The sequence below is a fragment of the Vibrio sp. QJM3NY_35 genome (genome assembly GCF_057785915.1).
This window is the reverse complement of sequence record NZ_CM173507.1, coordinates 1,532,274-1,558,842: the sequence shown is the minus strand read 5'-3', so window position 1 is coordinate 1,558,842 and position 26,569 is coordinate 1,532,274. Positions and strand designations below refer to the sequence as shown.

General features: G+C 41.8%; 26 protein-coding genes, 2 tRNA genes and 1 pseudogene. 13 read left to right on the top strand and 16 right to left on the bottom strand.

All coding sequences use genetic code 11. The annotated features are described in order from the left end of the window. The first annotated feature begins 7 nt into the window (after positions 1 to 7). On the top strand, positions 8 to 1,363 hold the full coding sequence (locus tag AC3CH3_RS07095) for a hypothetical protein (RefSeq protein ID WP_488538063.1): 1,356 nt from the start codon (positions 8 to 10) through the stop codon (positions 1,361 to 1,363). A 43-nt stretch (positions 1,364 to 1,406) separates the two neighbouring features. On the opposite strand, the gene AC3CH3_RS07090 is transcribed toward AC3CH3_RS07095, so the two are convergent. Beyond that, on the bottom strand, positions 1,407 to 2,042 hold the full coding sequence (locus AC3CH3_RS07090) for an inovirus Gp2 family protein (protein WP_488538062.1): 636 nt from the start codon (positions 2,040 to 2,042) through the stop codon (positions 1,407 to 1,409). Positions 2,043 to 3,207: 1,165 nt separating this feature from the next. Here AC3CH3_RS07090 and AC3CH3_RS07085 point away from each other — a divergent pair. Continuing rightward, positions 3,208 to 4,107, top strand: coding sequence for a hypothetical protein (locus tag AC3CH3_RS07085; RefSeq protein ID WP_488538061.1), 900 nt, complete (start codon positions 3,208 to 3,210; stop codon positions 4,105 to 4,107). Between the two features lie 41 nt (positions 4,108 to 4,148). Here AC3CH3_RS07085 and AC3CH3_RS07080 read toward each other — a convergent pair whose 3' ends face one another. From AC3CH3_RS07080 to AC3CH3_RS07065, 4 genes are all read right to left on the bottom strand, one after another. Beyond that, positions 4,149 to 4,349, bottom strand: a complete 201-nt coding sequence (locus AC3CH3_RS07080) for a helix-turn-helix transcriptional regulator (RefSeq protein WP_102278574.1) — start codon at positions 4,347 to 4,349, stop codon at positions 4,149 to 4,151. Between the two features lie 177 nt (positions 4,350 to 4,526). Then, positions 4,527 to 5,768: an integrase domain-containing protein gene (locus AC3CH3_RS07075; RefSeq protein WP_488538060.1), complete on the bottom strand. Its 1,242-nt coding sequence runs from the start codon at positions 5,766 to 5,768 to the stop codon at positions 4,527 to 4,529. Positions 5,769 to 5,954: 186 nt separating this feature from the next. Further along, a tRNA-Val gene (locus AC3CH3_RS07070) sits at positions 5,955 to 6,031 on the bottom strand. A gap of 70 nt (positions 6,032 to 6,101) precedes the next feature. Continuing rightward, positions 6,102 to 6,178: transfer RNA gene (locus AC3CH3_RS07065), tRNA-Val, on the bottom strand. A gap of 757 nt (positions 6,179 to 6,935) precedes the next feature. Between AC3CH3_RS07065 and AC3CH3_RS07060 the strand changes: the two are divergent. The 3 genes and pseudogenes from AC3CH3_RS07060 to AC3CH3_RS07050 all read left to right on the top strand — a co-directional run. Continuing rightward, positions 6,936 to 7,442, top strand: a pseudogene (locus AC3CH3_RS07060) (porin); the annotation flags it as partial. A gap of 159 nt (positions 7,443 to 7,601) precedes the next feature. Continuing rightward, positions 7,602 to 8,732 carry an ISAs1 family transposase gene (locus tag AC3CH3_RS07055; RefSeq protein ID WP_261875708.1) on the top strand — a complete coding sequence of 377 codons (1,131 nt, stop codon included), beginning with the start codon at positions 7,602 to 7,604 and terminating at the stop codon, positions 8,730 to 8,732. Further along, on the top strand, positions 8,710 to 9,267 hold the full coding sequence (locus AC3CH3_RS07050) for a hypothetical protein (RefSeq protein WP_488538059.1): 558 nt from the start codon (positions 8,710 to 8,712) through the stop codon (positions 9,265 to 9,267). Before AC3CH3_RS07055 ends, AC3CH3_RS07050 begins: the two co-directional genes overlap by 23 nt. 127 nt (positions 9,268 to 9,394) lie before the next feature. On the opposite strand, the gene AC3CH3_RS07045 is transcribed toward AC3CH3_RS07050, so the two are convergent. Further along, entirely contained in the window at positions 9,395 to 10,054 is a 660-nt protein-coding gene (locus AC3CH3_RS07045) for a DUF2726 domain-containing protein (protein ID WP_017065541.1), read from the bottom strand. A gap of 273 nt (positions 10,055 to 10,327) precedes the next feature. Between AC3CH3_RS07045 and AC3CH3_RS07040 the strand changes: the two genes are divergently transcribed. Continuing rightward, positions 10,328 to 10,513, top strand: a complete 186-nt coding sequence (locus tag AC3CH3_RS07040) for a hypothetical protein (protein WP_017059179.1) — start codon at positions 10,328 to 10,330, stop codon at positions 10,511 to 10,513. Between the two features lie 135 nt (positions 10,514 to 10,648). Here AC3CH3_RS07040 and AC3CH3_RS07035 read toward each other — a convergent pair whose 3' ends face one another. Then, complete coding sequence (locus AC3CH3_RS07035; protein ID WP_488538058.1) at positions 10,649 to 12,607, bottom strand: GGDEF domain-containing protein; 1,959 nt, start codon at positions 12,605 to 12,607, stop codon at positions 10,649 to 10,651. A gap of 260 nt (positions 12,608 to 12,867) precedes the next feature. Here AC3CH3_RS07035 and AC3CH3_RS07030 point away from each other — a divergent pair, with 260 nt between their 5' ends. After that, positions 12,868 to 13,974 (top strand): M20/M25/M40 family metallo-hydrolase, encoded by a 1,107-nt coding sequence (locus AC3CH3_RS07030; RefSeq protein WP_019824125.1) that lies wholly within the window; start codon positions 12,868 to 12,870, stop codon positions 13,972 to 13,974. A 105-nt stretch (positions 13,975 to 14,079) separates the two neighbouring features. On the opposite strand, the gene AC3CH3_RS07025 is transcribed toward AC3CH3_RS07030, so the two are convergent. Together AC3CH3_RS07025 and AC3CH3_RS07020 are read right to left on the bottom strand one after the other, a co-directional pair. Further along, positions 14,080 to 14,502 carry a DUF3859 domain-containing protein gene (locus AC3CH3_RS07025; protein WP_488538057.1) on the bottom strand — a complete coding sequence of 141 codons (423 nt, stop codon included), beginning with the start codon at positions 14,500 to 14,502 and terminating at the stop codon, positions 14,080 to 14,082. Between the two features lie 69 nt (positions 14,503 to 14,571). Then, the gene (locus tag AC3CH3_RS07020) at positions 14,572 to 14,940 is read right to left on the bottom strand and encodes an ATP-binding protein (RefSeq protein ID WP_019824119.1); all 369 of its coding nucleotides are present in this window, start codon (positions 14,938 to 14,940) and stop codon (positions 14,572 to 14,574) included. 274 nt (positions 14,941 to 15,214) lie between these two features. Between AC3CH3_RS07020 and metA the strand changes: the two genes are divergently transcribed. Next, complete coding sequence (gene metA, locus AC3CH3_RS07015) at positions 15,215 to 16,156, top strand: homoserine O-succinyltransferase MetA (protein WP_488538056.1); 942 nt, start codon at positions 15,215 to 15,217, stop codon at positions 16,154 to 16,156. A gap of 168 nt (positions 16,157 to 16,324) precedes the next feature. After that, positions 16,325 to 17,092 (top strand): type IV pilus biogenesis/stability protein PilW, encoded by a 768-nt coding sequence (gene pilW / locus AC3CH3_RS07010; protein ID WP_488538055.1) that lies wholly within the window; start codon positions 16,325 to 16,327, stop codon positions 17,090 to 17,092. Positions 17,093 to 17,181: 89 nt separating this feature from the next. Here pilW and rlmF read toward each other — a convergent pair whose 3' ends face one another. Together rlmF and AC3CH3_RS07000 are read right to left on the bottom strand one after the other, a co-directional pair. Then, a complete protein-coding gene (rlmF, locus tag AC3CH3_RS07005; RefSeq protein ID WP_488538054.1) occupies positions 17,182 to 18,504 on the bottom strand; it encodes a 23S rRNA (adenine(1618)-N(6))-methyltransferase RlmF in 1,323 nt (440 codons plus the stop codon). Positions 18,505 to 18,508: 4 nt separating this feature from the next. After that, positions 18,509 to 19,006, bottom strand: coding sequence for a YgjP-like metallopeptidase domain-containing protein (locus tag AC3CH3_RS07000; RefSeq protein ID WP_004734935.1), 498 nt, complete (start codon positions 19,004 to 19,006; stop codon positions 18,509 to 18,511). 153 nt (positions 19,007 to 19,159) lie between these two features. Here AC3CH3_RS07000 and AC3CH3_RS06995 point away from each other — a divergent pair, with 153 nt between their 5' ends. Further along, on the top strand, positions 19,160 to 19,396 hold the full coding sequence (locus AC3CH3_RS06995; protein WP_016786183.1) for a glutaredoxin family protein: 237 nt from the start codon (positions 19,160 to 19,162) through the stop codon (positions 19,394 to 19,396). Positions 19,397 to 19,798: 402 nt separating this feature from the next. On the opposite strand, the gene AC3CH3_RS06990 is transcribed toward AC3CH3_RS06995, so the two are convergent. Beyond that, positions 19,799 to 20,671, bottom strand: a complete 873-nt coding sequence (locus AC3CH3_RS06990) for a LysR family transcriptional regulator (protein WP_019824112.1) — start codon at positions 20,669 to 20,671, stop codon at positions 19,799 to 19,801. 110 nt (positions 20,672 to 20,781) lie between these two features. Here AC3CH3_RS06990 and AC3CH3_RS06985 point away from each other — a divergent pair, with 110 nt between their 5' ends. Together AC3CH3_RS06985 and AC3CH3_RS06980 are read left to right on the top strand one after the other, a co-directional pair. After that, a complete protein-coding gene (locus tag AC3CH3_RS06985; protein WP_488538053.1) occupies positions 20,782 to 21,981 on the top strand; it encodes an MFS transporter in 1,200 nt (399 codons plus the stop codon). 85 nt (positions 21,982 to 22,066) lie between these two features. Next, on the top strand, positions 22,067 to 22,633 hold the full coding sequence (locus AC3CH3_RS06980) for a DUF1415 domain-containing protein (protein ID WP_446565484.1): 567 nt from the start codon (positions 22,067 to 22,069) through the stop codon (positions 22,631 to 22,633). A 16-nt stretch (positions 22,634 to 22,649) separates the two neighbouring features. Here AC3CH3_RS06980 and AC3CH3_RS06975 read toward each other — a convergent pair whose 3' ends face one another. Beyond that, a complete protein-coding gene (locus AC3CH3_RS06975; RefSeq protein WP_488538052.1) occupies positions 22,650 to 23,720 on the bottom strand; it encodes a sensor domain-containing diguanylate cyclase in 1,071 nt (356 codons plus the stop codon). Positions 23,721 to 23,933: 213 nt separating this feature from the next. On the opposite strand from AC3CH3_RS06975, the gene AC3CH3_RS06970 reads away from it, so the two are divergent. After that, the gene (locus AC3CH3_RS06970) at positions 23,934 to 24,509 is read left to right on the top strand and encodes a nucleoside triphosphate pyrophosphohydrolase family protein (RefSeq protein WP_017059167.1); all 576 of its coding nucleotides are present in this window, start codon (positions 23,934 to 23,936) and stop codon (positions 24,507 to 24,509) included. Positions 24,510 to 24,665: 156 nt separating this feature from the next. Here AC3CH3_RS06970 and AC3CH3_RS06965 read toward each other — a convergent pair whose 3' ends face one another. The 3 genes from AC3CH3_RS06965 to AC3CH3_RS06955 all read right to left on the bottom strand — a co-directional run bounded on the left by AC3CH3_RS06965 (position 24,666) and on the right by AC3CH3_RS06955 (position 26,473). Continuing rightward, positions 24,666 to 25,154 carry a GNAT family N-acetyltransferase gene (locus AC3CH3_RS06965; RefSeq protein WP_017068284.1) on the bottom strand — a complete coding sequence of 163 codons (489 nt, stop codon included), beginning with the start codon at positions 25,152 to 25,154 and terminating at the stop codon, positions 24,666 to 24,668. Positions 25,155 to 25,268: 114 nt separating this feature from the next. Further along, positions 25,269 to 25,778: a hypothetical protein gene (locus AC3CH3_RS06960; RefSeq protein ID WP_488538051.1), complete on the bottom strand. Its 510-nt coding sequence runs from the start codon at positions 25,776 to 25,778 to the stop codon at positions 25,269 to 25,271. A gap of 179 nt (positions 25,779 to 25,957) precedes the next feature. Beyond that, a complete protein-coding gene (locus AC3CH3_RS06955) occupies positions 25,958 to 26,473 on the bottom strand; it encodes a hypothetical protein (protein ID WP_488538050.1) in 516 nt (171 codons plus the stop codon). Between the last annotated feature and the right edge of the window lie 96 nt (positions 26,474 to 26,569).

Sequence of the window (26,569 nt, the reverse complement as noted above, 5' to 3'; positions counted from 1 at the left end):
AAGGATTATGAAAAACACTATGTTATTGAAGACAACTCTCGTCAGCTCTATTGCTTTCGCTCTAACAGCGTGCGGAGGGGGTTCCAATAGTAATACTCCAACGTCTCCACCAGCCGACCAAACGCGCTCAATATCAAGTATGAGTGTTGTTAATGATGGTTTTCAAACCTTTAAGCCTCGTAGTCATGACCTAACTGGCTATCGTGCATATTCTAGAGCAGCTACGTTCAATACGCCTTTAGACGACGGGCAAAGTGCTTACGTTTATGAGAACCCAGAAAACGGTGAGGTAAGCTCGATTAGCTTTGAAGGCGATGAAACTGAGAGCGTTGTGACTCCGACTATCGATATGATCGTCGACCTAAATACCACCTACTCTGCAATCAACATGAGCAATGTCACCGTCACCGTGGATGACGTGGTGTATGAAGGCAATTACACCCTCATACAGGACAAGAATACCGGTGATCTTTATCCATTGGTCGAGAGCGGCGTTCCTATCTATAAGAAGGTGGAAGCTGAACATGAGGCTTGGGTCACCAATACACGCTTTTCCCACAACGGAGACAGCACACATATTTACTTAAGGCACAGTGATGAACTCAGCCTGCATAAAGCGGAGCTTGTTGATGGTACGTTTACCATTTCTAAAGTCTTTGATGATTACTTCAGAAACAACATCATTCTATCAACAGGTGATATTGTCACCGTTCCTTGGAGTGGTGATAGCTTAACGTGGCTAGAGCCAGACGGTACCGAGCACAACTTTAGTTACGATACGTCACTGTTGTCTGTTCCATTTCTATACGCAGATAAACTCTATACAATTCGAGATTCCGATGATGCACTGATCGAGCTTACATTGAATGGCGCAACCTTAGACCAAACCGATGCTCTATGGACCACCAATGGGTACAGACCGTCCTCCATGAGTGTGGTCCGTGGTGATTATAAAATGCATTCAGATTGCTCTGTGTATCAGTTCGATGACACAACCAAAACCATCACACAACTCGAACCCTCTAAAGCGCATAGTGGTCACGTAGCCAATGCAGGCCAAACCTCACTGTACTGCATGTATTCAAGTGCCGATGATAATAGTGCACTGCCTAGCTTCATGCGTTTTGATACCAGTAAGGCTGAACTTAACCAACCCGCTACAACGACAATCGATGCTTCTAGTGGTGCTAAACTCGATGCCAATGAACGAATGGCCGTTGTCAGCGACAACGAGCTGATGTTCTATCAATATCCAAGTGGAACCTTTACTGAGTACTACATCAACTTTGACGCTGGTACTACAGTGGAAAAAGAAGTGAGTTCAATAACGGCTATTAAGATGCAAACCGTCACTCAAAACTAATTATTTAGAAGGATTAATGAGGGCGATGTTCTGCCCTCTTTTTTTAGGTTCGAGAGCACCCAAAACTTCGTGATCTATCGCCGTAGTGCTTGGTCTCAACCTTAGCTAAATAGCTGACTCGTTTAAACAGGCTACCCACCTGTTGGTCAAATTTATCTGAGTTTTGTTCTAACCAATAGGTAGGGTTGTCCGGGAAGTGGACTAAGGTATCACCTTCATTGGCTTTGATATCCAACGCTCGACACCACGCCTTCTTTATCATGTCTGATAAATTGCCTTTTTGATCAAACCTTCCAAGAGAATGGTACACGTCTTTGTTCAATAACAAGACAAGGTGGTAATGGTGACTCAATGACGTGCTTCTTTCTTTACACCAAGCATATCGAACCTTACAACTACGAGCAGCCTGACCTCTCCTTTTTTTTCGACTGAGGTCAGCTTGAATCTGAGCATCCAGCGAAGCAATAAAGTTCTTTATGACACTAGAATCATCAAACAATAAAGACTTAGCTAAACGTAGGTCTACTCTAATGGCTGTCGTACGAGGGTGTTGTGTGACGGCTTTATCAATCGTGTCATACAGTTTATCAAGGTAGCTAAGAACTAATCCACCTTTTGCCTTTAAGATTGGCAATCCATTGAATGTATCATTGGTCGTTGTTTTAAGCTTTTTCATCATTATACCTTTGGAATGAATATCTCTGGTATAGGATGATTGGGAATAGTTATTTAATGAGGTGAGTATCTTTATTGAATTGTGTTTGGTAAGGGTAAGTTAATGAATGGTATATACGTAATATTACCATACCGCAATAACGATATCTGAACATGCTCCGGACGAATCATTCCATTCTGGTTTTAACCAAAAATACATGATGTCAACGTTACAGCTCAATCAATTCCGGGTAATAAACTCCAAATTCCAGCATTTGAAGTTACTCTGAAATTAAGTAATAAGCGCTCATATATTATTCTTCGCCCAAATAAAATAGATATGCTCCTTTGTCATTCGATTATCACAATCCAAATCAAGCAAACGCCCGCTTCGAAGAGTTGGACTATCATAAGACTTGTAATTGACGACATTTAGGTCGTAATAGGTGTAATCAAAAACATATAACGCTGAAATACGACAGGAAGATAACATAGCAGTGATAGCATAATCCTTTTCCAATATATCTCATTCGATATCTCACCTTCATTTACCACCTTCTCACTTTACGCTTTAAATTGGCTTGTATTTTTTCTTCAATAGCAGAAATAAACCTTTAATAAGATTATTTCTTCGGCAATTTTTGTTGAAATTCGAAAGTCTATCTTAGCAGATATGTACTTTAGATAATCAACAGTATGCCCAGATTTATTCCTTAATATATATTCAACATTGAACATATCTTCATAAGGTTACTTGATCATTCGTATTCTTCATTTATACATTAACCATTATCATAATGTAAAAAATGAAACATCTATAATAGAAACACACCCAATCAAAGGCAACATATATTGATTACCTATTAATCGTTATTGAAAAGTTTACTCCAGGCTATTTATACAAGGTGATTTTTCACCTTGTATAAATAGAGCCTAAAACACACCACTACTTCAAACTCACAATTGAGATGTCAGCCTAAAAATCCAACAAAAACCTACAGAATCCTAACAATATAAGCTTTGATCACAACATTGTCACTCTATAAAGCTACACTAAACCTACTAGAATAATACGTTAACGTGACATTAAATCTACTGCGTAGGAAATAAATAATGGATAAAGAAGAACAACTAGAAAGATCTCAGGTTTTATCAAAGACAAATATAGAGCAAAAAAACAGATTATTAGGATGATGTACAAGCATGACTACATCACTAACGCAAATGAAATTAAAATTGACTCTCCCGATCTTATTGAAAAAATAGAAGAATCAATAAAAACAAAATCTAAAAATAATAACATCGACGCTATAATAACAGAATTTCTAAATAATATGATTGATGACAACTTCATGAAATTACTATCTATCGATCGAGTTTTTTGCGTTTTCTGTTATTTACACTTATCGAATAATGATATCTTCAATATAAATGAGCGTTATATATTCTTTAATAAAAAAGGCGTTATGCAAGAAATATTACGATTAAAGTCATTTTCAAAACTATCAAAAATGAGAACAATCAAAGATATTGAAAATGATGTTATTTATTTTTTAAATACCATAGAGTGTAACTCGCCGGACAAAATTAGTTACCTTAATTACCTAGAAGAAAAATACTACAATTCAAAAAATAAACATTCATTATCCTGGTTAGATGCAAAAGAGTACAATATTGATGCATGGTCTATAAATTATCTTACTGAAAATGAAACAATTAAAAGATACTGCAAAAACATGCCTGAATTAGTAAATAATAATGAAGCATTTAGGATAACTGTCCCTGCGATATTTCACTCCATTGAAATAGGAGAGTCTGACAAGACGTTGTTTTTAATAAACATGAAGAAAGCATGGAGTCAAAAAAAACATCGAATAAAAATTAAAAAGGAAAAGAAGAAATCTTTAAATATTATTGTTGACGAGTCAACAGTGGAACAATTAAAGCAGTTATCGCAAGAGTTTGATCAACCAGTAAACCAAATAGTGTCAATGATGGCTAGCCGTTGGGTATCCAATATAGAAAAAGTAAAAGAAGCGATAAAAAAAGAAAAACAAAAAAAGATAGAATCATTCGACCGTTTTAAGTGAAGTATATAAATTTGGAGAGCACATAGCTCTCCTTTGTCATATCAAGATAGGTGACGATCTTCAATTTTTTCAGCTATCCACATTTGAACCTCACTTTCTACCCATGCGACGGCTCTATCTCCAATTGGCACCTGTGATGGAAACTGCTGTTTTTCTATAGAGCGATACATTCCCGACCTTGATAAGCCAGTCATTACTAGTACTTCATTGAGACGAATTAAGCGAGTGGTTACGTTTGGCATATTGACACCTTACAAGTGAGTGGATTCACTTAAATGACATATGTCTGAAATTATTTAGGTTATATGCACCATAGAAAACCGTACTCTACGCCAAGCCAATGCCTTTCAATTTATTGAAGATTCAAAGTTACACCGTAACCCCAATTTACTAAAACATCAAATCACAATACATACCTATTAACCCACAACCTTCAGGCTCTTTTTACCACTCATCGACAAGCTTCCTGTTGCAACTTCTTCAATATGGTCGCTCCACCACGCCATGAGAACTTTACGACGTTCAAGGTAATCAGTGCGGTTGTATGCGCTTCTTACCTTATCCCTATCCACATGAGAAAGTGCAGCTTCAATAATGTCTGGATCAAAATTCTGTTCATTTAGAGTGGTACTGGCTAATGCGCGTAAGCCGTGAGACGTTTGCCGGCCCTTCATGCCCATTCTTACTAATGCCTTATTTGCTGTCTCTTTATTGATGTGATTTTTGTTACTTTTGTCAGCTGGGAATAGGTATTCACTATCACCCGTGATGAAATCAATGGTTTCTAATAGATCTAGAGTTTGTCTTGTTAAAGGGACAGTATGCACTCTTCCCTTTTTCATTCGTTCAGCAGGAATGACCCAAAGCATCTTTTCTCTGTCAATTTCATCCCAACGTGCCCCAGCAGTTTCAGCTGGCCTTGTCATGGTGTGAAGTTGCCATTCTAGCAAGCAGCGAGTGATGGGTTTAATGGATGCGTAGTTGATTGTTTTGAGGAGATCTGGAAGCTCATCTGGGGCTAACGAAGCTTGGTTGGTTACCTTGGCGGTTTCAAAAGCTTTACCAATGCCTGCTAGCTTGTTGTGCTCAATCACCCCCGTATTTACTGCAAAGGTCATTATCTCATTGAGGTTACGACACAAACGGCCTACTGTTTCTAATTTACCTTGATTCGCAATGGGTTTAATTGTTTTGATCGCTTGTGGTGCCGTAATGTCACCAAGAGGAAGCTTACCAAGATCAGGCAAGAGGTACTTCTCAATTCGTTGCTTTAGCTTCTTAGCAGTTTGCTCTTTGACGCTTGTTTTCTTCACTTCAATCCAGTCATCAAACACCGACTGTAACGTATTCGCCAATTCTAACTGTTTTTCTCGAAGAGTAGTGTCACGGTGCTCTTTAGGGTCAATACCATCAGCAAGTAGTTCTCTAGCTTCAATAGCTTTGGTTCGAGCTTTAGCTAGTGAGACGTCAGGGTACTTGCCTAAAGCTAGGTTCAAGCGCTTTCGTGAAATGGGATGATAATAAGAAAAACGCCATAGCTTTGTTCCTATAGGCTTAACCTTCAATGATAATCCATCACCGTCACCTAAATTATATTCTTTCTCTTTAGGCTTTGCTTGTTTGACTTGAGTTGCCGTTAAAGGCTGTACTTTTTTCGCCATCGTACCCCCCTGAAGTAACCTCGAAATTGCTTATTTCTTAAAAGACTACTTCAGAGATTACTTTAAACGATGGATTTTACAACATGCTATGGAATCTTATGGGACCAATAAATAGCTAACAACCTGATAAAACAAGGAATTATAGGCAAAAAAAAGCCCACACTAGGTGGGCTCTTTCGTATAATTTGGTGCCCGCTACTGGACTCGAACCAGTGACACCTTGCATGTCATGCAAGTACTCTAACCAACTGAGCTAAGCGGGCGATGTTCTAATTTTTTATTACTACCATTGTGACAAACTCAATAGTTATGCAATAAAAACTAAAGAAGGAATGGTGCGTCCGAGTGAACTCGAATCACCGACCCCCGCCATGTCAAGGCGGTACTCTAACCAACTGAGCTACGGACGCATTCCCTTAGAACGCCAACGATGATATCCATGATAAACAGATGGTGCAAGTATTAACTGGCATCTTGCGATTCGTTTGCTCACTTTGCAATCAAAGACATAACAACATGTCGATTTTACACCCAGATTATCGTCAAACCGCTGAAAAACAAAGTTTAGTTAGAAAAATTCTAATCCTTGATGACAATCAGTTAACTAACCTAATGTGTTCAATTTGGGATTTTTGTTGTCTATACCGTTTTTCTTGGCCTTTACAGTAACCATACAGATATAGATCAATGCCTATATTTAGTGTCAAAAATTTTGCTTGCCCACTGGGTTACCGTAGTATTTTGATCATTATAAGTGAAAGGCACGCAGAGGCTTTGTAACTCACTGAAATACATCATTCATAAAAATCACCACGATTTTGTAATCGTCGTCATCGAATTACTAGACCGCAATGACTAAATTCGGATTTTTCATATAAAGTGGCCGGGTTATTACCAACATACATAAATACGATAGCACTCTATAGTCGAAAAACATCAGCTACAATTAATCTCCCTCAAGAGCAACAATCTATAAGCAATTCAAAACCCAACCCCACACATCATAGCTATTTTGAATACATACAGCACAGTAATACATAATGAAATTTGCATAATGGTAAAGCGCGCCTATATTCATAACCTGTGGGAATCATTGATTTAAATTCAATGCCATACGTGAATTTATGGTTTACGATAAATACAAGTGTGAAAAATAGGGAATAAATTATGAAAAAATCACATATCGCCATTGCAGTGGTGAGCATACTATCGACATCTGCCGTATCGGCGGCGACCATTTATGAGACAGATGAAACAGTATTCAATATCGGCGGCCGCGCAGAAGTTCGAGGGAATTTCTCTGATGCGAATAAAAGTGCTGGTAATAGTAGCACCTATAGTGATAGATCACGTGTCCGCTTAAGTGTCGATGGCACACAAAAAGCGTCGGACGATGTTTCCTTTTTTGGGAAATATGAATTCGAACTAACAGAGTCTGAAGATGGCGCATCAGATGATATCGGCATTAACACTCGATTCTTATATACGGGTGTTCAAACCAATCACGGTAACGTCTATTATGGCCACCAAAATAATGCCGTTACCTACTTAACCGATTGGACGGATATGGCTGAAACCTTCAGCGGCTATATCAATGAATACACGGTGTCGACTGCTGATCGAGCAAAAAATGTTTTACGTTATGAACTGACAAGCGACAACATCACAGGGCAAGATCATGAAAAACCCATATGGAATAAGGGGTAGCGTGAAGTAATGTTTCCACTAATTTGTACACTGAAGTCACAATAATCTCAATACATCCAAGATCAATTTGATGATCAGATTTAGGTGTGATCATATACTGTTTTTTAACAGCAGATATTTAGCCTAATGAACGGATTAAGCCTTTTGGACCATATTTCAGTTATTCGAGACCCTCGCCAAGCTTGGAAAATAGAGCACACGCTAACCGACATTATCTTCTTAACAATTGCAGCAGTGATTGCTGGTGCTGAAGGTTGGGAGGATATTGAAGATTTTGGTGAAGATAACTTGGAATGGCTTAGACAGTATGGTGATTTCAAACAAGGCATACCAGTACACGATACCATTGCCCGAGTTATCAATCTTATTTCCGCCAAGCAACTACAACGATGCTTTACAGCGTGGATGAAAGACTGTCATGAGGTGACTGAGGGTGAAGTGATTGCTATCGACGGCAAAACTCTCAGAGGCACATACAACAAAGACAAGCGTTGTGGTGCAATCCATATGGTTAGTGCGTTTAGTGCTGCAAATCAAGTTGTGTTAGGGCAGGTTAAAACAGCAGACAAAAGCAATGAAATCAAAGCGATCCCCGAACTGCTTGAAATGCTTTCCTTACGAGGTTGCTTAGTGACGATTGATGCTATGGGATGCCAGAAGGATATAGCTGAAAAGATAGTCGGCCAAGATGCAGATTACCTCTTAGCGGTAAAAGGTAATCAAAAACGATTGGAGCAAGCGATTAGCCAAGTGTTTAATTCTAGTATGCTTAATAGTTTTGAAGGTGATAAATACGTCACTCAAGAGAAAGGACATGGTCGTACAGAAACGCGTTTGAGTATGGTTGTTCACAATACAGATTTCTTAGGCGATATAGCGCTTGATTGGGCGGGACTCTCCACCATTGGTATGGTCGTTTCAATTCGTCAAGAAGGTGATAAGCCAGCAGAAACAATGCAAATCAAGCACTACATAAGCTCAGCAAAACTGACGGCTAAAGCTTTACTAGAGAGCACGCGAGCACATTGGAGCATTGAAAATCAGATGCACTGGCGATTAGACGTAGGTTTTAAAGAAGATGAATGTCGGATTCGTCGAGAGCAAGCTGGTGAGAATTTAGCAGTTATAAGACATATAGCTTTAAATCTGCTGACGGAAGAAACTAGCTTCAAAGCAGGGATCAAAAGAAAGCAGAAAAAAGCAAACCGTAGCAATAGCTACCTTTCGCAAGTCCTTGCAGTACAAGGGGCTTCGTAATCTTGCCCTGGACAACATCACCTTTCAAATTGATGGCAATTTCAATTCAGATAGTGAATCAGCACAAAGTGACGGCTTCGGTGCAGTTGTCGCCGGCAGCACTTCGATTGGGTTAGATATTGGCGTCGGTTATGCGTCAAGTGATGAAACCTATGGCGTTGGGACAGATACAGAAACTTCTGATGCCTATATTGGTGCGGTTAAGTACACCAACGATCAGGGGGTTTGGTTCGCCGCACTCTATCAATTTGGTAGTATTTCAGGTCTAGGCGTAAAAGATTCAGACTACGATTCTGCAGATGCTTACTTGGGATACTCGTTTGGTGTCAACACCGTCAACCTGACCTACAGCTACTTTGAAGCTGACGATATTGCAGATTACGACATTAACTTTATCGGTCTAGAATACGCACGTTATATTGGCGATGTGGCCTTCTTTGGTAGTTATAAGTTTAACATGTTAGACGAGGGCGAAGGTGGGCAAGGCGATAACGACGAAGATGAGCTACAGCTCGGTATGCGTTACGCGTTTTAGTCTAAACCAATCCACTTAATATTAGTAAAGCCGAGCATAATCAATGCTCGGCTTTTTAGTTTGTATAACTTATTCGTATCTAAGCGATTGAATCGAGTCCAACCGGATGCATTACTATCGATACCAACTATTCTTCAACATCGAATACAACGTTGTAGTTTTCGGTATAGGTGCAGTTTGGCTGGCGGCTACAAGTGAAGAAGCGTCGGCCTTTGTAATCGCCTTGGCTTGCCAGTTTGATGATCATTGGACTACCACATTTCTTACAGAATCGAACTTCTTTGGATGGTTCAATTAAATCGATGTGGGCTGCCAGTAACCTCTTCAAACGGCTCACTTGGTAGCTGTGCTTAATTGAAGCACCAATCAGAGGTAAACCTGCCGATTTACAGACGTGAATCAGTAGCTTTTCGCGGTCGACTTTCCCTTTATTGAGTTCTTTGCCGTTATCAAGTTCGATGATCACGCGGGGTTCTAGCGTTCGCGGATCGCAAACAACAAAGTCGAAGTAACTACGTGAGATCTTGTTGTTTGCGATAAACCAATTCTTCTTGTTGTTCGTCTTAGCAGGAACAAGCACGTTCGACATGCTGACTTTCGCAAACACTTCCCCATGGTTACCCACAGCGGATTTTAGCGCATTATAGAATGTCGCCTGTTGCGCCGACATCAACGCACCTTTCTTCTGATAAGCGTGGTCTTTGGTGTCATCGTGTTTCACCACATACTTTTGAATAAAGTAAAAGAACACAACCAGAACAATTACAACGATAAAGATATTAGTCATTTTCCAACACAATCAAGTCTGTATAGGGATTAAGAGAGTGGCTAGCGTATGTAGAAAAGCACCAACTGGCAAGCAAAAGAGCGAGAGTTGCCAACCAGAATCACGACCTTTGAGCGCAGTACTCAACGAGAGGTCGCTCCTTCGCTAGACACACCTCTCCTATTTTGATAATCAAATCATCAATTACACTCTAGATTGATTTAAATCAATTTACCTAGATTTGTGATCAACTAGTCTGAAAAACGTTAGGCAAATGTTAATAAGGAAATTGATATGGAACTTAAACAAGACCCAAGATGTTATACCGACGTATGCGTAGATGGTAAATGGTTCCACTATGACCACTGCGGAACCCAAGCCTACATGTTAAAGGGAGGAGCTTCAGCGGTAATTGAACTCGCTAGCGAACCAGCGACAGAAGGCGAATTGGTTGAAATGCTCCAAGGTGTCGCTAAGTAACCCAGCAAGCCAAATCACAGTATTAATTAAGCGAATAAGAGTAGATAGCTGTATTAGTTCAGACAAGCACTCTTATTCGCTTAGTTGTTGAAGTTCAGGTTTCTTGATTACAGGGGATTAACCAAGTTTAGGCACTCAAATGATAACGACTTTATTGCGCCCTAACTGCTTAGCTTGATACAAAGCGTCGTCTGCCGATTTCAAGTGTTTCTTATAGGTACTGCTATTCAACTGTTGTTCCGTTAGATGAGTCGTCGCACCAATCGATGTGGTTAATTCTAGTGGGCCAGAATGTGTTTCAATCGGTCGGTCAGCGATCGTTTTTCTTATCAGCTCAAGCTCTTTATTAGGATCTTGATTCCCAGCCAACAACAAAACAAACTCTTCCCCACCCCATCTTGCCACTACATCGTTTGTTGATAAGATTTGCTCTAAACGCTGAGCGACTTCCACCAACACTTGGTCACCAATATCATGGCCATAAGTGTCATTAACTTGTTTGAAGCGGTCTAAATCTAGAATAGCGAGCGTATACCCAAACGACGACAAAGGATGTGGTATCGGCTGAGTTAACCGTTGCTCTAAGTAACGCCTATTGTATAAACCTGTCAGTTCGCATCTTGTTGATTGCTTAAGTAGTTCTTTGTTGGTCTTCTGGATCGAGCGTAACCTTATCAAAAGTAACGTGGCGCTGATCATCACCATGATACCCAAGGCGACAACGATTCGATTCCGTAACTGCTGCTTATCTAATGTCAGCTCACCCAACTCTTTTTCTGCGTTAAGCAGTTCGTTTTCTTGAGCTAATGATGCTGTAGCGAAATCTTGCTCTAGTAAAAAGATATCACTCTGGCGCTTATCAAATAGCAGCGCTTTGTTGCCCTTGTAATAGAGTTTGAAGTAGCGGAGTGCGTTCTCGCTGTCGCTTCTTGAATCATAGTATTCAGCAAGTGTTTTTAAGCCGAGAACCTTCCAGCTGCGAGTCCCAACAACATCGAACATTGCAGACGATCGCTTTAGATCAGCAAAAACAAAATTATCTCGGTTCAAACCAATATTCGCTAAGGCTCTATTTAGGTAACACTGCCCCAATTGAAGTGTGTATTTGTCGACGCCCGGGTATCTAAGACACAAGTTTGCGACTTGCCGCGCTGACTCAAAGTTCTTTTCCGCCAACAACACATCACTCTCGGCTTTTAATAGAATGATTTTGTATCGTTCACTCACGTTATCGCCATTGAGCTTAGCCGCACTTTGATAGGCTTCTCGACCCTTGACCAAATCACCACTGCGCAGATAAGCAAAAGACTCATTCACATGCAGCACGCCGATGGTAGACGCTTCAAGTAGCCCGCTCTTGTAATAGAGTTTTTTGGCTCTTTTAATCAGCTTGAGCGCTTTAGGCCAGTCTTCCAAATAGATATAAAGCAGTGCCATGTTTGACACTAACTTGCTGTTGTAGATGTGTTGAGGGTACTTCTTACCAAGGTCTAAACCTTTATGGAAAAAGTATTGAGCTTCGGGAAAGTCATTGCGGATATTGTTGATAACACCAGCCGTGTTATAGGCCTTAATCAACAACTCTTCATAGTGGAGCGATTCCGCGATATCTATCGCAGCTCTGATTTGGATTTCAGATTCCGCCAGCTCACCCTTACTGATGTATTCGATCGCCAATTCAACGAGAGATTGGGCCTTTAGCCAACCCATATGTTCGTGTTGTGCGAGTGCTTTAATCTGTCTGACGTATTCTGAAACCGCTTTGGTATCCAACTTGTGTTGCGCGAGGTTCGACAAAATCATCAATTCGTAAGCACGATAGATGGCTTTATCTTGGTCTGGGAACTTGGCTTGGAGAGCCTCGAGTTGTTGGGAAGCTAAATTAGGATCACCACGAGATACATCGAGAATATCAATCAATGCAGATCCATAATGAGAGAGTGATAATTCTTTCTCTGGACTATAAACACTCGGGTTTTCAGGGCGAATATGCTTTAAATCGTCGTCATAAGTTGGGTAGAGCAAATACAGCCCCAGCACAACACTCATCAGCAACACTAAAAGGAATGAACCTAACACATTGTTTCTATTCATTTATCAGTGCCATTATTGATTACATTCCAATTTCATCGACGTATGTTTAAAAGCGGTCAAACATTATACCCGACAGATATACAGATTAAAATCCTGCGCACTGGTGGATCTGGGTTGGTTTTTTCTCATTAATTAGAATAATCAGGCAACTTTCTTGATTTAACTCAGACAATCATCCTACAAAAAGGCGTTATAGTGATTTTCCTGTTCCTATAGCCGTGACTTCTAAGGAAAGAGCGGAACCATAATGAGAATTAACAATGACCCAAATTAATGAACAACGTCTTGTCGACCATTTCTGCGATCTTGTGAAAATCGATAGTGAATCACGCAACGAAAAAGCGATTGCTGAAGCGTTGGCTGAACAGCTAGGCGAACTAGGCTTTGACGTACATAAACTGGCTGTTCCAGAAGAAGTATCGAACGGTTTCAACATCTACGCGCGTTTAGATGGCACACTTCCAGGTAGCACAGTATTCAGCTGCCACATGGACACAGTAACCCCAGGTATCGGCATTGAGCCAATCATCGAAGACGGCATCATCCGCTCAAAAGGCAACACAATCCTAGGCGGTGACGATAAATCTGGTATTGCGGCTATCATGGAAGCGGTTCGCGTAATTCAAGCTGAAGGCCAAGCACACAAAACGATTGAAATCGCATTCACCGTATTCGAAGAAGGCGGTCTATTCGGTTCTTTGAACTTCGATATGTCTTACATCCAATCTGAGCACGCAATTGTACTAGATACAGGCGGCCCGATCGGCACTATCGTAAATGCAGCACCCGGCCAACAGAAAATCGTTGCGAAGATCAAAGGTCGCCCTGCTCACGCTGGTTTAGCACCAGAAGAAGGCATCAGCGCGATTCAAGTGGCAGCAGACGCTATCACTAAGATGAACCTGCTCCGTATCGATGAAGAAACAACAGCAAACGTGGGTATTGTTGAAGGCGGTCAAGCGACTAACATCGTAATGCCAGAGCTTAAAGTGGTTGCTGAAGCGCGTTCTCTAAACGGCGAAAAGCTAACGGCACAAGTTGAGCACATGATCTCGACTTTCGAAGAAAGTGCGAAGCAATTCGGTGCTGAAGTAGAAATCGAATCAACTCGTGCTTACGATGCGTTCGTTATTGCAGATGATCACCCGCATATTCTTTCGATCAAATCGGCATTCGAAAAGCTTGGCGTAACGGCTAACACTAAACGCACTGGCGGCGGTAGTGATGCAAACAACTTCAATGCGAAAGGTTTAACTACGGTTAACCTATCGACAGGTATGGCAAAAGTTCACACCACTGAAGAGTACATCGCAGTGAAAGACATGGTCGCTATCACTGAGTTTGTTGTGGCTTACGTAACACAATAATCTTACTTGTGAGCTAGATGGTGAAAGCCATTTAGCTCATATCAAAAAGCCGAGTCCACATGTGACTCGGCTTTTTTTTGCTTGAACTTAGCTGAAGGCTCGAGCCTAGAAACCCCTACGCTTCCAAAACTGTCCTTCATCTTTTGCTACTAGGTCAAACGTCTTGTCGGCAATGATGTTGCCTTTTAGTTCGACTGTCATGCGCCATTTACCGAGCTTGTTCGAGACAGGCGCCCAGATGGTGTCACCGAGGTAGAAATCCCAGTCGTTATTGCCAACGTATTCTTCACCATCGAACGGTTCAAGTACTTCGCCTTTGTCGGTGGTAATGTTCGGGTGGTAGATGCAGTAACGGATCTTTTCGCCTTTGGCTTTTTTGATATTCAGGATATAGCCAAACTCAACGTCAATTTCAGCATCAACCGTTGTGGTAAATTCTTTGATTTTTGGAAGATCTTTAGATTTAGAATCCCATGTGGAGTAGATACCATAAGAAGTCATGTCGACCACAACAGAGCGCTTTGCCATTTGAATCGTTACCTTGGAGTTGTTCTATTAATTTAATGCTATTTGCCGTTAAGTCACACATGTACGAGGCTATTCTTGCCAATCTTTCGCCATTCGCTTAATCACTGAAGGTTCAATGTCGTGAATAGTGCCATATTGCTCTCGGCACACTTCAATAACCAAGTCCGCTTTGTATTTAAGTGCAAGCTGGCGATAGGCTTTCATTTCCCACTGTTTGATGAAGGTATTTGAGACCACAACATCCAGACCTTGCTTCAAACCATTTTCAGCCGTGTTCTGACACCACTCATGAGCCTGCTGCAACTGCCTAGGATCGAAACGGTACTCACCTTGTTCATTCACATAATACATGTCCGCCTCGACATGCAATGCATCGTAGGTTTTCGCTTTTGTGGACTTACCCGAACCGGGCAGCCCTCGAATGAGTATTAACTTCATCAATCACTTTACAGGCTAATTTGAAAACATGAGTTTATCTTAATTAATAACGGGGTGCTCTGAAAACTGCTCCTATCCTACCCACTTATACAACTCTCCAAGCATTACCCGAATCGACAAACAACGTGATGATATGCCTTAAAAATCGATGTGTTGCTTCTGATAAAAAAACACAAATAATTTACAACTATCCATTTTGTATATCGACAAGCGTATTAAACTACTATAGATTTAGATGTATAGACGTCTACATATCTAGCTTAGGGAGAAAGCTTTGCCTATTCGCATTCCAGACCAATTGCCAGCGTCCGATGTTCTTCGTGAAGAAAACATCTTTGTTATGCCGCTATCAAGAGCATCGACACAGGAAATTCGTCCACTTCGAGTCTTGATCCTCAACCTAATGCCGAAGAAGATTGAAACTGAAACTCAATTCTTACGCCTACTATCGAACAGCCCATTGCAAGTGGATGTAGAGCTGTTACGCATTGATGATCGACCAAGTAAAAACACACCAACTGAACACTTAGATAACTTTTACCGCCAATTTGAGATGGTAAAAAACCGTAACTTTGATGGACTGATCATCACTGGTGCTCCGTTGGGCTTGGTTCAATTTGAAGATGTTATCTATTGGGATCACCTGAAAACCATCATGGAGTGGGCTAACAAGCACGTTACTTCAACTCTATACGTGTGTTGGGCGGCTCAGGCTGGCTTGAAATTACTGTATGATTTGCCAAAACGCACTCGTAAAGAAAAGCTGTCTGGTGTTTACAACCACGAGATACATAACCCATACCACCCTATTTTACGTGGCTTCGACGATACATTCTTAGCTCCGCACTCTCGCTATGCGGACTTCTCACCAGAGTATCTAGCAGAGCACACCGACCTTGATGTACTTGCGACTTCAGACGTGGCGGGTGTGTATCTGGCGGCAACCAAAGACAAGCGAAACGTGTTTGTAACAGGTCACCCTGAATACGATGCTCATACGCTTCACAACGAATACATTCGTGATTTGGGTGAAGGCATGGAGCCTGTGATTCCAATTAATTACTACCCAAACAACAATCCAGACAACAAACCGGTTGCAAGCTGGCGAAGCCATGGACACTTGCTGTTCTCAAATTGGCTAAACTACTGCGTTTACCAACAAACGCCTTACGATCTGGATCACTTCAGCGAAGACAACTTTACCAAAGACGATTAAGTTCTTTCTTCCGATTCAAAAACACATAAAGCCGTGTTCAGTATGTTGTTGATAAAACGACGAATTGGACGCGGTTTTTTATGGTGTGTGGGTCGCATTCCATAATAGATTTACCACTTTAATGGGTTTGATTTCATATGATGGGTTGGTGTTCATAAGGAGCTTCACATGCCTGCCAAGCCGTCATTCTCAAATCCGATTTCGTTATCCCGCCGCCTTTCGTTATCAAGTGTAGTACTACTCGCCTCGCTTTCCTTGGCCGGTTGCGTCTCTGTCACTGAAGGACCGCCAAAGATTGAAAGTGATCCTATCGCGATGTCTGAATCTCGAATCGAATTAGGTTTGGGCTATATGGGACAAGGCAACATGGTAAGAGCGCGTGAAAATCTTGAGCTCGCAATTAAACACGCACCTAACTACTACCGTGCTCGGCTTTCAATGGCGCATTACTACGAAAAAGTGGGCGAAGTAGACGAAGCGAGAACCACTTACCGCAAAGCTCTCAGTCTTGATTCAAGAAACGGTAATGTATTGAACAACTACGGTACCTTCTTGTGTAAACAAGGCGAATACGAACAAGCCGATAAGTACTTTAATCGTGCCATCGACCAACCCTACTACTACTTGGTGTCTGCAAGTTATGAAAACGCCGCATTTTGTGCATTTAAGGCTGGCAATACAGATCAAGCGAAGTACTACTTCAGCAGAGCGATTGACCACGATCCAAACCGCGTAAAATCGATACTACAATTATCAAAAATTGAAGTGAGTGACGCCGATTACAATGACGCTCGACTCCGTTTATTTAAATTCCACCAGCGTTATGGCTATCAAATTCCATCGCTTAAAATCTTGGTCGATCTCGAAAATAAAGCAGGCAACAAAGCTCTAGAGCAGAAATATCAGAGCAAGTTAGATGAGTTGCTTTCTGCTTAGCTTATATGCAAAACACAAAAAAACGGGCTTGTTGCGTTAACAACAAGCCCGTCCGTATTTCTGCTTAATATCTTAACTAAGTACAGCCGCTATTTAAGCGCAATCCACTCTTGTCTTTGCTCGTCGTCCATAAAGGTCCATGCGATAAAGCGACTCACCTTCTGGCCTTGTGACATCTCGACGACTTTTACTTGTTTAGCTCGTAGCTTACCCAACTCTGAACGAACCATATCGACGTTGTCTTTCTTAGAAATCAATGTCGTAAACCACAAGACTTGAGTAGCAAAAAGTTGACTCTCTCTCGCCATCTTCATAATGAAAGCGGCTTCACCACCTGGACACCAAAGCTCGGCTTTTTGACCACCAAAGTTTAGGGTTGGTTTATCGTGCTTAGTTGATTTATCTAACTTAACTGGCTTCTTATTCGTTTCTGGCTTGAACGACTGACCGGCTTTCTTAGCACGGTTAGCCGCTAGATTATCCAGTTTACGTTGTGACCCCCTTTCAGCCTCTTCAAGAGAGCTGTGGAATGGAGGGTTACAAATAGTGACATCGTAACGTTCATTATCCTTAATCACACCCTTAAAGATAGATTCAGAGTCGGCTTGCAGGCGAGCTCGGATCTTACCTTTTAGATTAGGGTTACTTTCAGCAATGAAGTTCGCTGTTTTGATGGAGATTGAATCAACATCAGTTCCCGTGCAGCGCCACTTATACTCTGTCGCACCAATAATTGGATAGATACAGTTTGCACCAACACCAATATCTAATGCTTTCACAGAAGCATGATTATAGGGTTCGCCTTGACCATCGCTATTAAGGATGTCGGCTACTCTGTGAATGTAGTCTGCACGGCCAGGAATTGGCGGACACAAGTAACCAGCAGGAATATCCCAATGTTTAACGCCATAGTGATGCGCCAACAAAGCTTTGTTAAGTAGCTTAACGGCTAATGGATCAGAGAAATTAATGGTGTCTTCACCCACTGGGTTCTTGATCAGATGCTCTTTTAGCTCGGGCAAGGCTGCAACCAACAACTCGAAGTCATAACGACCAGTGTGCTGGTTTCTTGGGTGTAATCCACCTTGAGGTTTTTCAGCCGAGCGTCTTTTCTGAGCTGCGTTCTTGTTAAAAGCCGTTTTATTGAAAGAACCCTTATTAGATGATCCTTTATTTGCACCCGGTTTGCCTTTGCTGTCTTTTGCAAAAGGTCGTTTTGCTTTGTTATTGCCCGCGCCTTTAGGTGCACTATTCTTGCGACTTTTATCAGATGTTTTCTTGGTAGAAATACGCTTGTCGCTGCTTGGCTTAGCTGTACTTAGCTTAACATCAGCTTGGTTGTCTTTTGTTTTTGCTGATGAAGTACTGTTTTTCGACAGGCTTAGCGTCGTTCTATTTTGTGATTGGCTCATTGGGCTACTTCTTTAAATCTAAATACATCATGAATAAACGGGCATCCAACTCAAGTTGATGATATTCCGGTTCCATGTGACAGCATAGTTGGTAAAAGGCTTTGTCGTGCTCTTTCTCTTTGATATGCGCCAGTTCGTGTACCACCAGCATTCTTAGCAAAGGTTCTGGTGCATTTTTAAAAACACTGGCGATACGAATTTCATTCTTTGATTTGATCTTTCCACCGTGATTCTTAGCTACGTAAGAATGCAGACCTAACGCATTGTTGATTAGGTGTATCTTGCCGTCGTAAATCACTTTGCTGATCGGTGGTGTTTTTTTCATGTAGCGATTTTTTATCTCAATCGCATAGTCAAACAGGGCTTTCTCGCTTTTGATTTCATGATTCTTTGGGTAGCGAGCTTCAAACCAAGGCACCAATTTACCCGACTCTACAAGTTGAGTAACAGGATCAAGAATGTGCTTAGGATAGCCTTGAATATAGCGTAAAGAAGGATGCATGCTGAAAGACCGTACAAGTTACACCACGACAATACGTTGTGGTCTTGAAAATTGAGCCGCATAGTGTAACTGATCACACTTTTCTAATCACCTAGGATTCGTTACACTTTAGCGAGATTCACCAAGAGCTAGACTCAAAAAGAGATTGTAAAAATGAAACGTGTTGTATTGTACGTCGCAGACAAATGCCCGCACTGTAAAGATGCTCAAAGGTATTTAGACTCTAAGAAAATTGTTTATCGCCTGACGAATGCAAAGATGCAGCGTGGTCGTAAAGAATTGCAAGCGATGGGTGCTCGTTCTATCCCCGTGCTTAAGATCGGCGATCAAGTGATGGTCGGTTGGAATCAAAAGAACTTCGATAAGATGTACAACTCAAAGAACACTTAACGTGCTCTGAGCCAGTAATACTTCTATACAACAAAGCCCGAATATCCAATCTAGGATACTCGGGCTTTGTTTTTTTACCTTTACTAAAGCACAAGAATTGCATCGCATCAGCCTTTGATTTTGAAAACCATACCGCAATTCACACATTGGTACCTACCTTTAATACCAAAGAAACGATCCATAAACGTTCTGTGTATCCTGACCAACTTTTGCTGCTTACACTCACATTTCATAACCTAAGAACACCATACCATTAAGTATGACTATTATTGAATACTGAGCTTTATTAGTAAATTATAACCCCTTAATGATTGGTTCTCATTTTGTGATTCAATACGCAAAATAACGTGCAAAGCGTGATGTTAGTTCAATTTACCCCTTATTTTGAACGTTAAAGATTAATCACACATACTGTTTAACGAAATCAATAAAGGTTCGGTCTGCCTTGGACAGATACCCTTCCTTTCTCCACGCCAAAGATAGGTTCAGTTTCACAGGGTCTTTAAATGGCACGCCGACAACATCTTTCTCGTACTCTGTCACTAAGCTGAGTAGTGCGGTAATGGCGAACTCTCGTTTTACAATAGATAGAATCATCGGGAGCAAGTTGGTTTCGAATGCGATTGTCATGTCTAGGTTGTACTTCTTACAAGTCGCATCGATAAAATCACGGTGGAAGTAACCCGATTTGAACATGATCAGCTCTTGAGCAAAAAATTCTTCAAAGGTGATGGATGGTTGCGTGGCCAGTGGGTGATCTTTGCCAACTACGGCTAACATTTCTGAGCTTAACAGGTGGTCAGTTTCAAGATCATCAGGCACGTTTTCATGGTTGATTACGCCAATATCGAGTTCGCCGTTTAACAACATTTCACGAATAGAAGCGGTGCCAGCATCAATCAAGGTCAACTTTAGGTTTGGGTATTGGCTTTTAAATGCCATCACGACTTGGGGGAAAAAGTAGCTCCCCATCATGCTTGGAGCGCCTAAACGAACCTCTCCTTTCTCTAGCCCCTTTAGCTCATTCATCGCGAGCTGAGCATCATCGAACTGCTGGGCGATTCGCTTCGCATGCTCAAACAGTACTTTGCCCTCCTCCGTTAAAGTGACGGATTTATCGCCTCGACGAAACAGAATCAACTCAAGCGTCTGTTCGAGTTTTTTAATAGAAATACTCAATGCAGGCTGAGCGATATGCAGCGCTTTGGCGGCCTGAGTGAAGTTACCAAACTGCGCAACAGCCAGAAAATGTCGAAGTGGTTTTGATTCAAGCATGACGATATATTAAATATATAGAGGTGATATTTTTAATATATTTCTTTAATCACACTTGTGCTGATAACTTGTTCACAAATAGCTTACTAACTCGTGCAGGCACAACGTAAATGTTTGATAAAGGCAGTCCTCAATACAAACGCATCACCCAATCATTGGCGATTGGCTCGTTTATCATTTTCTGTAACCTTTACCTCTTTCAGCCAATCTTGCCGCACATGGCGGAGCACTTCCAAGTTTCGGAAACTCAGATCAACTGGCTGTTTGCCGCGACAACACTTGGGCTTTCCATCAGTTTGGTGCCGTGGGCGATCGCTTCTGAAACCTTTGGGCGAAAACCCATCATTCTGTTCAGCTTATTTGCTATCCCACTAATTGGGCTGAGCATGGTGTTCACGACCACCCTACTACAGCTTGTTATTGCACGAGCATTCATGGGAATAGCGGTCGCTGCTTTTGCAGGCGTGGCGGTTGCCTATATGGTCGAAGAATTATCACCGAAAGCATTCGCAGTCGCGATAGGCGGTTATATTGCGGCAAACTCATTAGGTGGTATTTTCGGGCGTGTATTGGGTGGCTTGATTACGGATTATTTCGATTGGCACGCAACGGTTTTGTTTTTCGTTGTCGGCTCTTTGCTTGGCGCACTCTATATTGCGTATAGCCTGCCTGACCAACAAAACTTCAAACCACAGAAAGGGCTGTTCTTTCACCATAACCGCTCGGTAGTGATGCACTTAAAAAACCGCACACTGTGGCTCGCTATGCTGATTGGTGGTGCTAACTTCGCACTGTTCGTTAACCTCTATTCGGTAATGGGCTTTAGGCTCGTATCTGCGCCTCACTCGGTGCCCGTTGGTTTAGCTTCGCTTATATTCTTATGTTACTTGGCCGGTACGGTAAGCTCTAAGCTCTCCAACAAATGGACACTTCGTTTTGATCCGTTAAACGGTATATTGATGGGCGTGTGCGTTAGCTTAATTGGAATGCTGGTTTCTGCGGTCGATAAAGTCCCGTTCATGTTAGCTGGCTTGTTATTGATTAGTGGCGGTGCGTTCTTTTCCCACACCCTTGCCTACTCTTGGGTGAGTCAAAAAGCACCGAGCGCCAAAGCGACAGCAACGGCACTTTACTTAGTCCACTACTACATCGGCGGCAGTTTAGGTGGCTTCTTACTCCTATATTGCTGGCAACTATTCGGTTGGAATGGCGTGATTGCAGGCAGCTCGATCTTCTATGTCGCGATATTTTCTTGGGTCTACCAGTTGAAACAGCTACAAGTATCGACTTCCAAACTCGCACAAGCATAACTAAGACTGAATTTGTAACTCAATTATTGCTTTTGATTAACGTCCGTTCTGATATCCTACGCAAAATTTCATTTCGGAACCTGTTATGTCGAACACTCAAAGCACAGATCTTCAAACCATCCACGACCAAGTAAAACAGTGGTTAGACGATGTCGTTATTGGCCTAAACCTGTGTCCATTCGCAGCCAAGCCACAACGTAATAAACAGATTAAGATCTTTGTGAGTGAAGCAAATACGGAAGAAGCGTTGTTGAATGATATCATGACGCATTTCGTAGAGTTAGATAACACGCCTGTCGCCGAGTTAGAGACGACTTTGGTGGTTGTGCCTAACATGCTGCAAGATTTTTTCGACTACAACATGTTCATTGATTGGATTGAAGCGCTGATCAAGCAAGAAGATTGGGAAGGCGTTTACCAAGTAGCAACCTTCCACCCAGATTATTGTTTTGGTGGTGCGGATCCAGAAGACGATGAAAATCTGACTAACCGCTCTCCGTATCCGGTTTACCATTTGATTCGTGAAGCGAGTATGGAAAAAGTGTTGAAGCACTACCCTAACCCTGAAGCGATTCCTGATACCAACATCGCGAGAGTTGAATCCTTAACGCCAGAAGAACGCCGTAAACTGTTCCCTTACCTGTTCAGTTAATCGCTAACAAGATGGCTCATATTCCTGAGCGCTCTTGATGATATGGACGAGAAATGAACTGATCTCGTCCATTTTGTTTCGCAATGTACAGACATTCATCGGCAACCTTGATCAGTTTATCTAACGCCGACATCCTTTCCCCTTTGGTATCCCCTGTACTCAACTCAAAATGACACGCACCAATTGATATAGTGACAGGCTTTCGATCCAGTGTGATTTTCTTCATCTCTTGCAAAAGAGTCATGAACTTATCTTCAACATAACTTGGTGTTTTATTTGGATACCAAAGAATGAACTCTTCACCGCCAAAACGCGCCACAAACTCACCCTTTTGAGTGTTATTGTTCAGCACGCTCGCCACTTTCTTTAATACAACATCGCCCATTTGGTGACCGTAAATGTCGTTAACCTGTTTAAAGAAGTCGATGTCGACAACCGCCAAGGTTCCCTTTCCTAAAGAGCCTTTTAACTGCTCGACTTCCGCATTCAACGTTTTAAACAAGCAACGTCTATTTGGCAAATGTGTCAAAGGATCGTACATAGCTTGGTACTCTAACTTCTCATTGAGCTCTTTGAGTTTTCGTTCTTGTTGTCTTCTAACCAGTTCCACTTCGATCCATGAGGCCATTAGCCTCATCACGTCGACATCGAACTCTTTGAACTCGCGATGATAGGGTGCTGGGCTTGAAAAGTTTAAGGTGCCATAAAGCTCGTCATTAACGAAAATCGGGATGCCAATATAAGACTCTAAACCAAAAGACTGGTAAGCGGGATGCGTCGCATACTTATCGTGTTTGCCACAATGCTCAATGCAGATAGGGCCAATCGATTTACAGGTAATTTCGCAATAGGTCGAACGATAATCGAAGGTGTCGCCAGTGTTGAGTTCAACCCCTTCTGGCGTAACACAGTGCTCGACTAAATAAGAATTACCATCGACTTTAGATAAAATACCAATATCCAAATTAAAGCGTTCGAGCCCCATGATAAGCAGCTGAGCGATCTGACTCTCGAAGCCCTTTCGATAATCATTGGTGATTTGATACAAGCGGCGTATAACAATTTCACTTTCACTAGCTTGGTTCATAGCTGGGACCCCACTGCAGCCAAAGTTAGTGGCAACATTAATATTTGGTATATTAAGAAGAGTAAAGGGTAAAAAAACACAATAATCAATTGGTTTATATGCAAAGTACCTCATTGGTCCTATGAATAAAAGTCGACTTCTTCGACTTTGCGTTAGCACCCTATTCCTAGCTTTGGTAAAATAATCCATTAACGAAACAGAATGGATAGGAAAATGAACCTTTCTCAACTAAGCCAAGAAATCTACGACCACCTTTACCGCGATATTGAAGAGTTCCGCAGTACTTTTGATCTGCCTGTTGCTGCTCCTGAAACAATGGACGAAAAAGGCGATACGCTACATACCTCTCTAGCGATCGAAGAACTAACAGAACTTGCAGAAGCTGACTCAAAAATCGAACAAGCGGACGCTATTGTAGACAGCGTTTATGTTTTGATGGGGCGTCTGGTTCACCTTGGTCAAGCTAAGGTTGAAGACAATCTAGCAATCAGCTACCTGATTGACCTTCTGTTGAATGTTTCTAAAAACCGTTCAATCGACTTTCTGCCTTGCTGGGACGAAGTACACTCAAGCAACATGAGCAAAGTATGTCGTAACGAAACAGAATACGCAGAAACTGAAGCTTTCTACGCTGAGCAAAACATCAAACTGATGGCTGTTCAGAAAGGCGAATACATCATTGCAAAGTGTGCGGAAGATTTCGTATCTGAAGGCAAAACCGTTCGCCAAGGTAAAGTACTGAAATCGGTACACTACCGTCCTGCGAACCTTGAGCCTCTTACAGCTTAAGTAAAGTTAAGACTGAAGCGGTTAAAAGCTTCAGCTAACTTGAATAGCAAACGCCACGTTTAAATAACGTGGCGTTTTATTATCTGTCCGTAAATTCTAACTGTGTAAATTGCAGCTGTGTGTTAATTGTAGCCGGGTGTCAATTGCAACTGAATGCTATACCAGTCGCGCCATATGATAAGCCGCCACATATTCGCCATTTCTGAAAGCGAACCCTGCGGACTCTCCTTCAATCACGAAACCAAACTTCTTATACAAGCTAATCGCTCTTTCGTTATCGGTGTACACCGTTAACTCCATTCTTTTGATGTTAATCCAGTTATCACACAAGTCGATTGCTGTTGCGAGCAGTTGGCTACCGACACCTTTGCCTAGCACATCGTCCTTAACACCCATACCAAATGAAGCCACATGTCGTCTTCTTGGGTTCACACACACTTCCATTCCCAAGTTACCAACAATCTCATCATCGATCATCGCGACATACGAGTACACGTTGTCAGGCATATTAGAGATTCGCTTTTGCCAGCTTTCCAGAGATGGATTTGGGAGTTGCAGCGTACCGGTATAAGCATTAGTGCATTCGTAAACTTCTTTGATTCCCTTTGCATCTGACGGTTCAGACCGTCTCACTATAATACTCATCGCAACTCCTAATATTTCTTCGCTAAATATGAAACACATCCTCAATGTGCACCTAAACACATTAACAAATAGTAAATATTTAACAATAGGTTAGATGGACTTATTTTATGGGACTTAGTTGATACTAAGTAAGCGCCCTCTCTCAATATCTTGCTCAAGTACCTCAGGTGTTAAATCGCCATGTCCATGGTGGTCATGATTATGGTGATGACCATGATCGTGTCCGTGGGAATGACCTTGATGTTCATTTGCTCTTTGAGCTAACTTGTCTGAGTCCAAATAGGTATCAGTCAAATCAGCACAATAATCTTCAGTCCATAAACGTCGAGCCTCATCATCACTCATGATTTGCTCGGCTTTAGAGCCCAATTTGTCCATGTAGAACATCCCTAACTCCTCTCCTTCAACATTGGCGTGGTTGATAAGGTTCATAAAAGCAGGTTCTTGGTTTTCATCAGAGAGATGACCATTTTTGTAACACACGGTTAGACCAATAATGTCGTCGCCAAGTTGTTCTAGTGCAGGGTTGAAATGATTGTGACTGTGATTATGTTCAGCAGCGGCTACAAGCATTGGAGTAAGTAAAACACATGCGATAGCCAGTAATTTACTAGTGTTATTCATGGATAGACCTTCTAAATTTGAGAGAACAATTTGACTAGTTGCTTGCCTTAACTTCTGGTGAGATAAGCGGATGGGAGCGTCAGGAATATTTCAGCCTGAGCCCCCTCTTCATCTCACTACAAATAATCAATATGATTGGATAACGAGGCTCGATATAACGAGCGTTCTGTAGACAAAAATCACTTATCAACTACGATTCTTGCTGGTGCGATGGTGTAAGTCATTGGCTTCACCTCCCATTCACCTTTTGCTTCCAATGCAACCGCTAGTGCTTGCGCCTCTTCACATACCTTCGCGGGTTTTCCATCAGCCCAGAATGAAGGACCCGAGGTGTAGCCGCACATTACTGAAAACGTGTGTTGCCCATTCTTTGTGGTGTATTCCGTCATAATGACACCACCTTCTCCATGCGTTATTTTTAGCGAGCCTTCATCGGCAACATGCATTGCATCGGAAGGATTCGGTTTGACATACGTTGTGTAGGTCCCCCCATCTGACATCGATTGGTTGTCATACATGGTGTAGCCTTCTTTTTCTGAAGGTAAGGTCAGTTCGTAGTTGGGATCAATGTCCGCTAAACGTTCTGAGTTATTCGTTGCACCAGGTTGATAGTTATGCGCATTTGATTGCCCGTTAGCGAAAACAGAACCTGCCACTAAAGAAAGGATAACGACCGCTAAAGTTGATTTTTTCATAATGAACTCCAGATATTCTAAGCAAAGATGTTGCTAGCAATGATTTTTATGATTGAGTAAGAGAATGACCTGTTTCCTAAGTTTTTAGGATGTGAG

What these genes read in the sequence shown, in the direction of transcription:
- AC3CH3_RS07095 (WP_488538063.1), top strand. Translation starts at nt 8, where the DNA reads ATGAAAAACACTATGTTATTGAAGACAACTCTCGTCAGCTCTATTGCT.
- AC3CH3_RS07090 (WP_488538062.1), bottom strand. Translation starts at nt 2,042, where the DNA reads ATGATGAAAAAGCTTAAAACAACGACCAATGATACATTCAATGGATTG.
- AC3CH3_RS07085 (WP_488538061.1), top strand. Translation starts at nt 3,208, where the DNA reads ATGATGTACAAGCATGACTACATCACTAACGCAAATGAAATTAAAATT.
- AC3CH3_RS07080 (WP_102278574.1), bottom strand. Translation starts at nt 4,349, where the DNA reads ATGCCAAACGTAACCACTCGCTTAATTCGTCTCAATGAAGTACTAGTA.
- AC3CH3_RS07075 (WP_488538060.1), bottom strand. Translation starts at nt 5,768, where the DNA reads ATGGCGAAAAAAGTACAGCCTTTAACGGCAACTCAAGTCAAACAAGCA.
- AC3CH3_RS07055 (WP_261875708.1), top strand. Translation starts at nt 7,602, where the DNA reads ATGAACGGATTAAGCCTTTTGGACCATATTTCAGTTATTCGAGACCCT.
- AC3CH3_RS07045 (WP_017065541.1), bottom strand. Translation starts at nt 10,054, where the DNA reads ATGACTAATATCTTTATCGTTGTAATTGTTCTGGTTGTGTTCTTTTAC.
- AC3CH3_RS07040 (WP_017059179.1), top strand. Translation starts at nt 10,328, where the DNA reads ATGGAACTTAAACAAGACCCAAGATGTTATACCGACGTATGCGTAGAT.
- AC3CH3_RS07035 (WP_488538058.1), bottom strand. Translation starts at nt 12,607, where the DNA reads ATGAATAGAAACAATGTGTTAGGTTCATTCCTTTTAGTGTTGCTGATG.
- AC3CH3_RS07030 (WP_019824125.1), top strand. Translation starts at nt 12,868, where the DNA reads ATGACCCAAATTAATGAACAACGTCTTGTCGACCATTTCTGCGATCTT.
- AC3CH3_RS07025 (WP_488538057.1), bottom strand. Translation starts at nt 14,502, where the DNA reads ATGGCAAAGCGCTCTGTTGTGGTCGACATGACTTCTTATGGTATCTAC.
- AC3CH3_RS07020 (WP_019824119.1), bottom strand. Translation starts at nt 14,940, where the DNA reads ATGAAGTTAATACTCATTCGAGGGCTGCCCGGTTCGGGTAAGTCCACA.
- pilW (WP_488538055.1), top strand. Translation starts at nt 16,325, where the DNA reads ATGCCTGCCAAGCCGTCATTCTCAAATCCGATTTCGTTATCCCGCCGC.
- rlmF (WP_488538054.1), bottom strand. Translation starts at nt 18,504, where the DNA reads ATGAGCCAATCACAAAATAGAACGACGCTAAGCCTGTCGAAAAACAGT.
- AC3CH3_RS07000 (WP_004734935.1), bottom strand. Translation starts at nt 19,006, where the DNA reads ATGCATCCTTCTTTACGCTATATTCAAGGCTATCCTAAGCACATTCTT.
- AC3CH3_RS06995 (WP_016786183.1), top strand. Translation starts at nt 19,160, where the DNA reads ATGAAACGTGTTGTATTGTACGTCGCAGACAAATGCCCGCACTGTAAA.
- AC3CH3_RS06990 (WP_019824112.1), bottom strand. Translation starts at nt 20,671, where the DNA reads ATGCTTGAATCAAAACCACTTCGACATTTTCTGGCTGTTGCGCAGTTT.
- AC3CH3_RS06985 (WP_488538053.1), top strand. Translation starts at nt 20,782, where the DNA reads ATGTTTGATAAAGGCAGTCCTCAATACAAACGCATCACCCAATCATTG.
- AC3CH3_RS06980 (WP_446565484.1), top strand. Translation starts at nt 22,067, where the DNA reads ATGTCGAACACTCAAAGCACAGATCTTCAAACCATCCACGACCAAGTA.
- AC3CH3_RS06975 (WP_488538052.1), bottom strand. Translation starts at nt 23,720, where the DNA reads ATGAACCAAGCTAGTGAAAGTGAAATTGTTATACGCCGCTTGTATCAA.
- AC3CH3_RS06970 (WP_017059167.1), top strand. Translation starts at nt 23,934, where the DNA reads ATGAACCTTTCTCAACTAAGCCAAGAAATCTACGACCACCTTTACCGC.
- AC3CH3_RS06965 (WP_017068284.1), bottom strand. Translation starts at nt 25,154, where the DNA reads ATGAGTATTATAGTGAGACGGTCTGAACCGTCAGATGCAAAGGGAATC.
- AC3CH3_RS06960 (WP_488538051.1), bottom strand. Translation starts at nt 25,778, where the DNA reads ATGAATAACACTAGTAAATTACTGGCTATCGCATGTGTTTTACTTACT.
- AC3CH3_RS06955 (WP_488538050.1), bottom strand. Translation starts at nt 26,473, where the DNA reads ATGAAAAAATCAACTTTAGCGGTCGTTATCCTTTCTTTAGTGGCAGGT.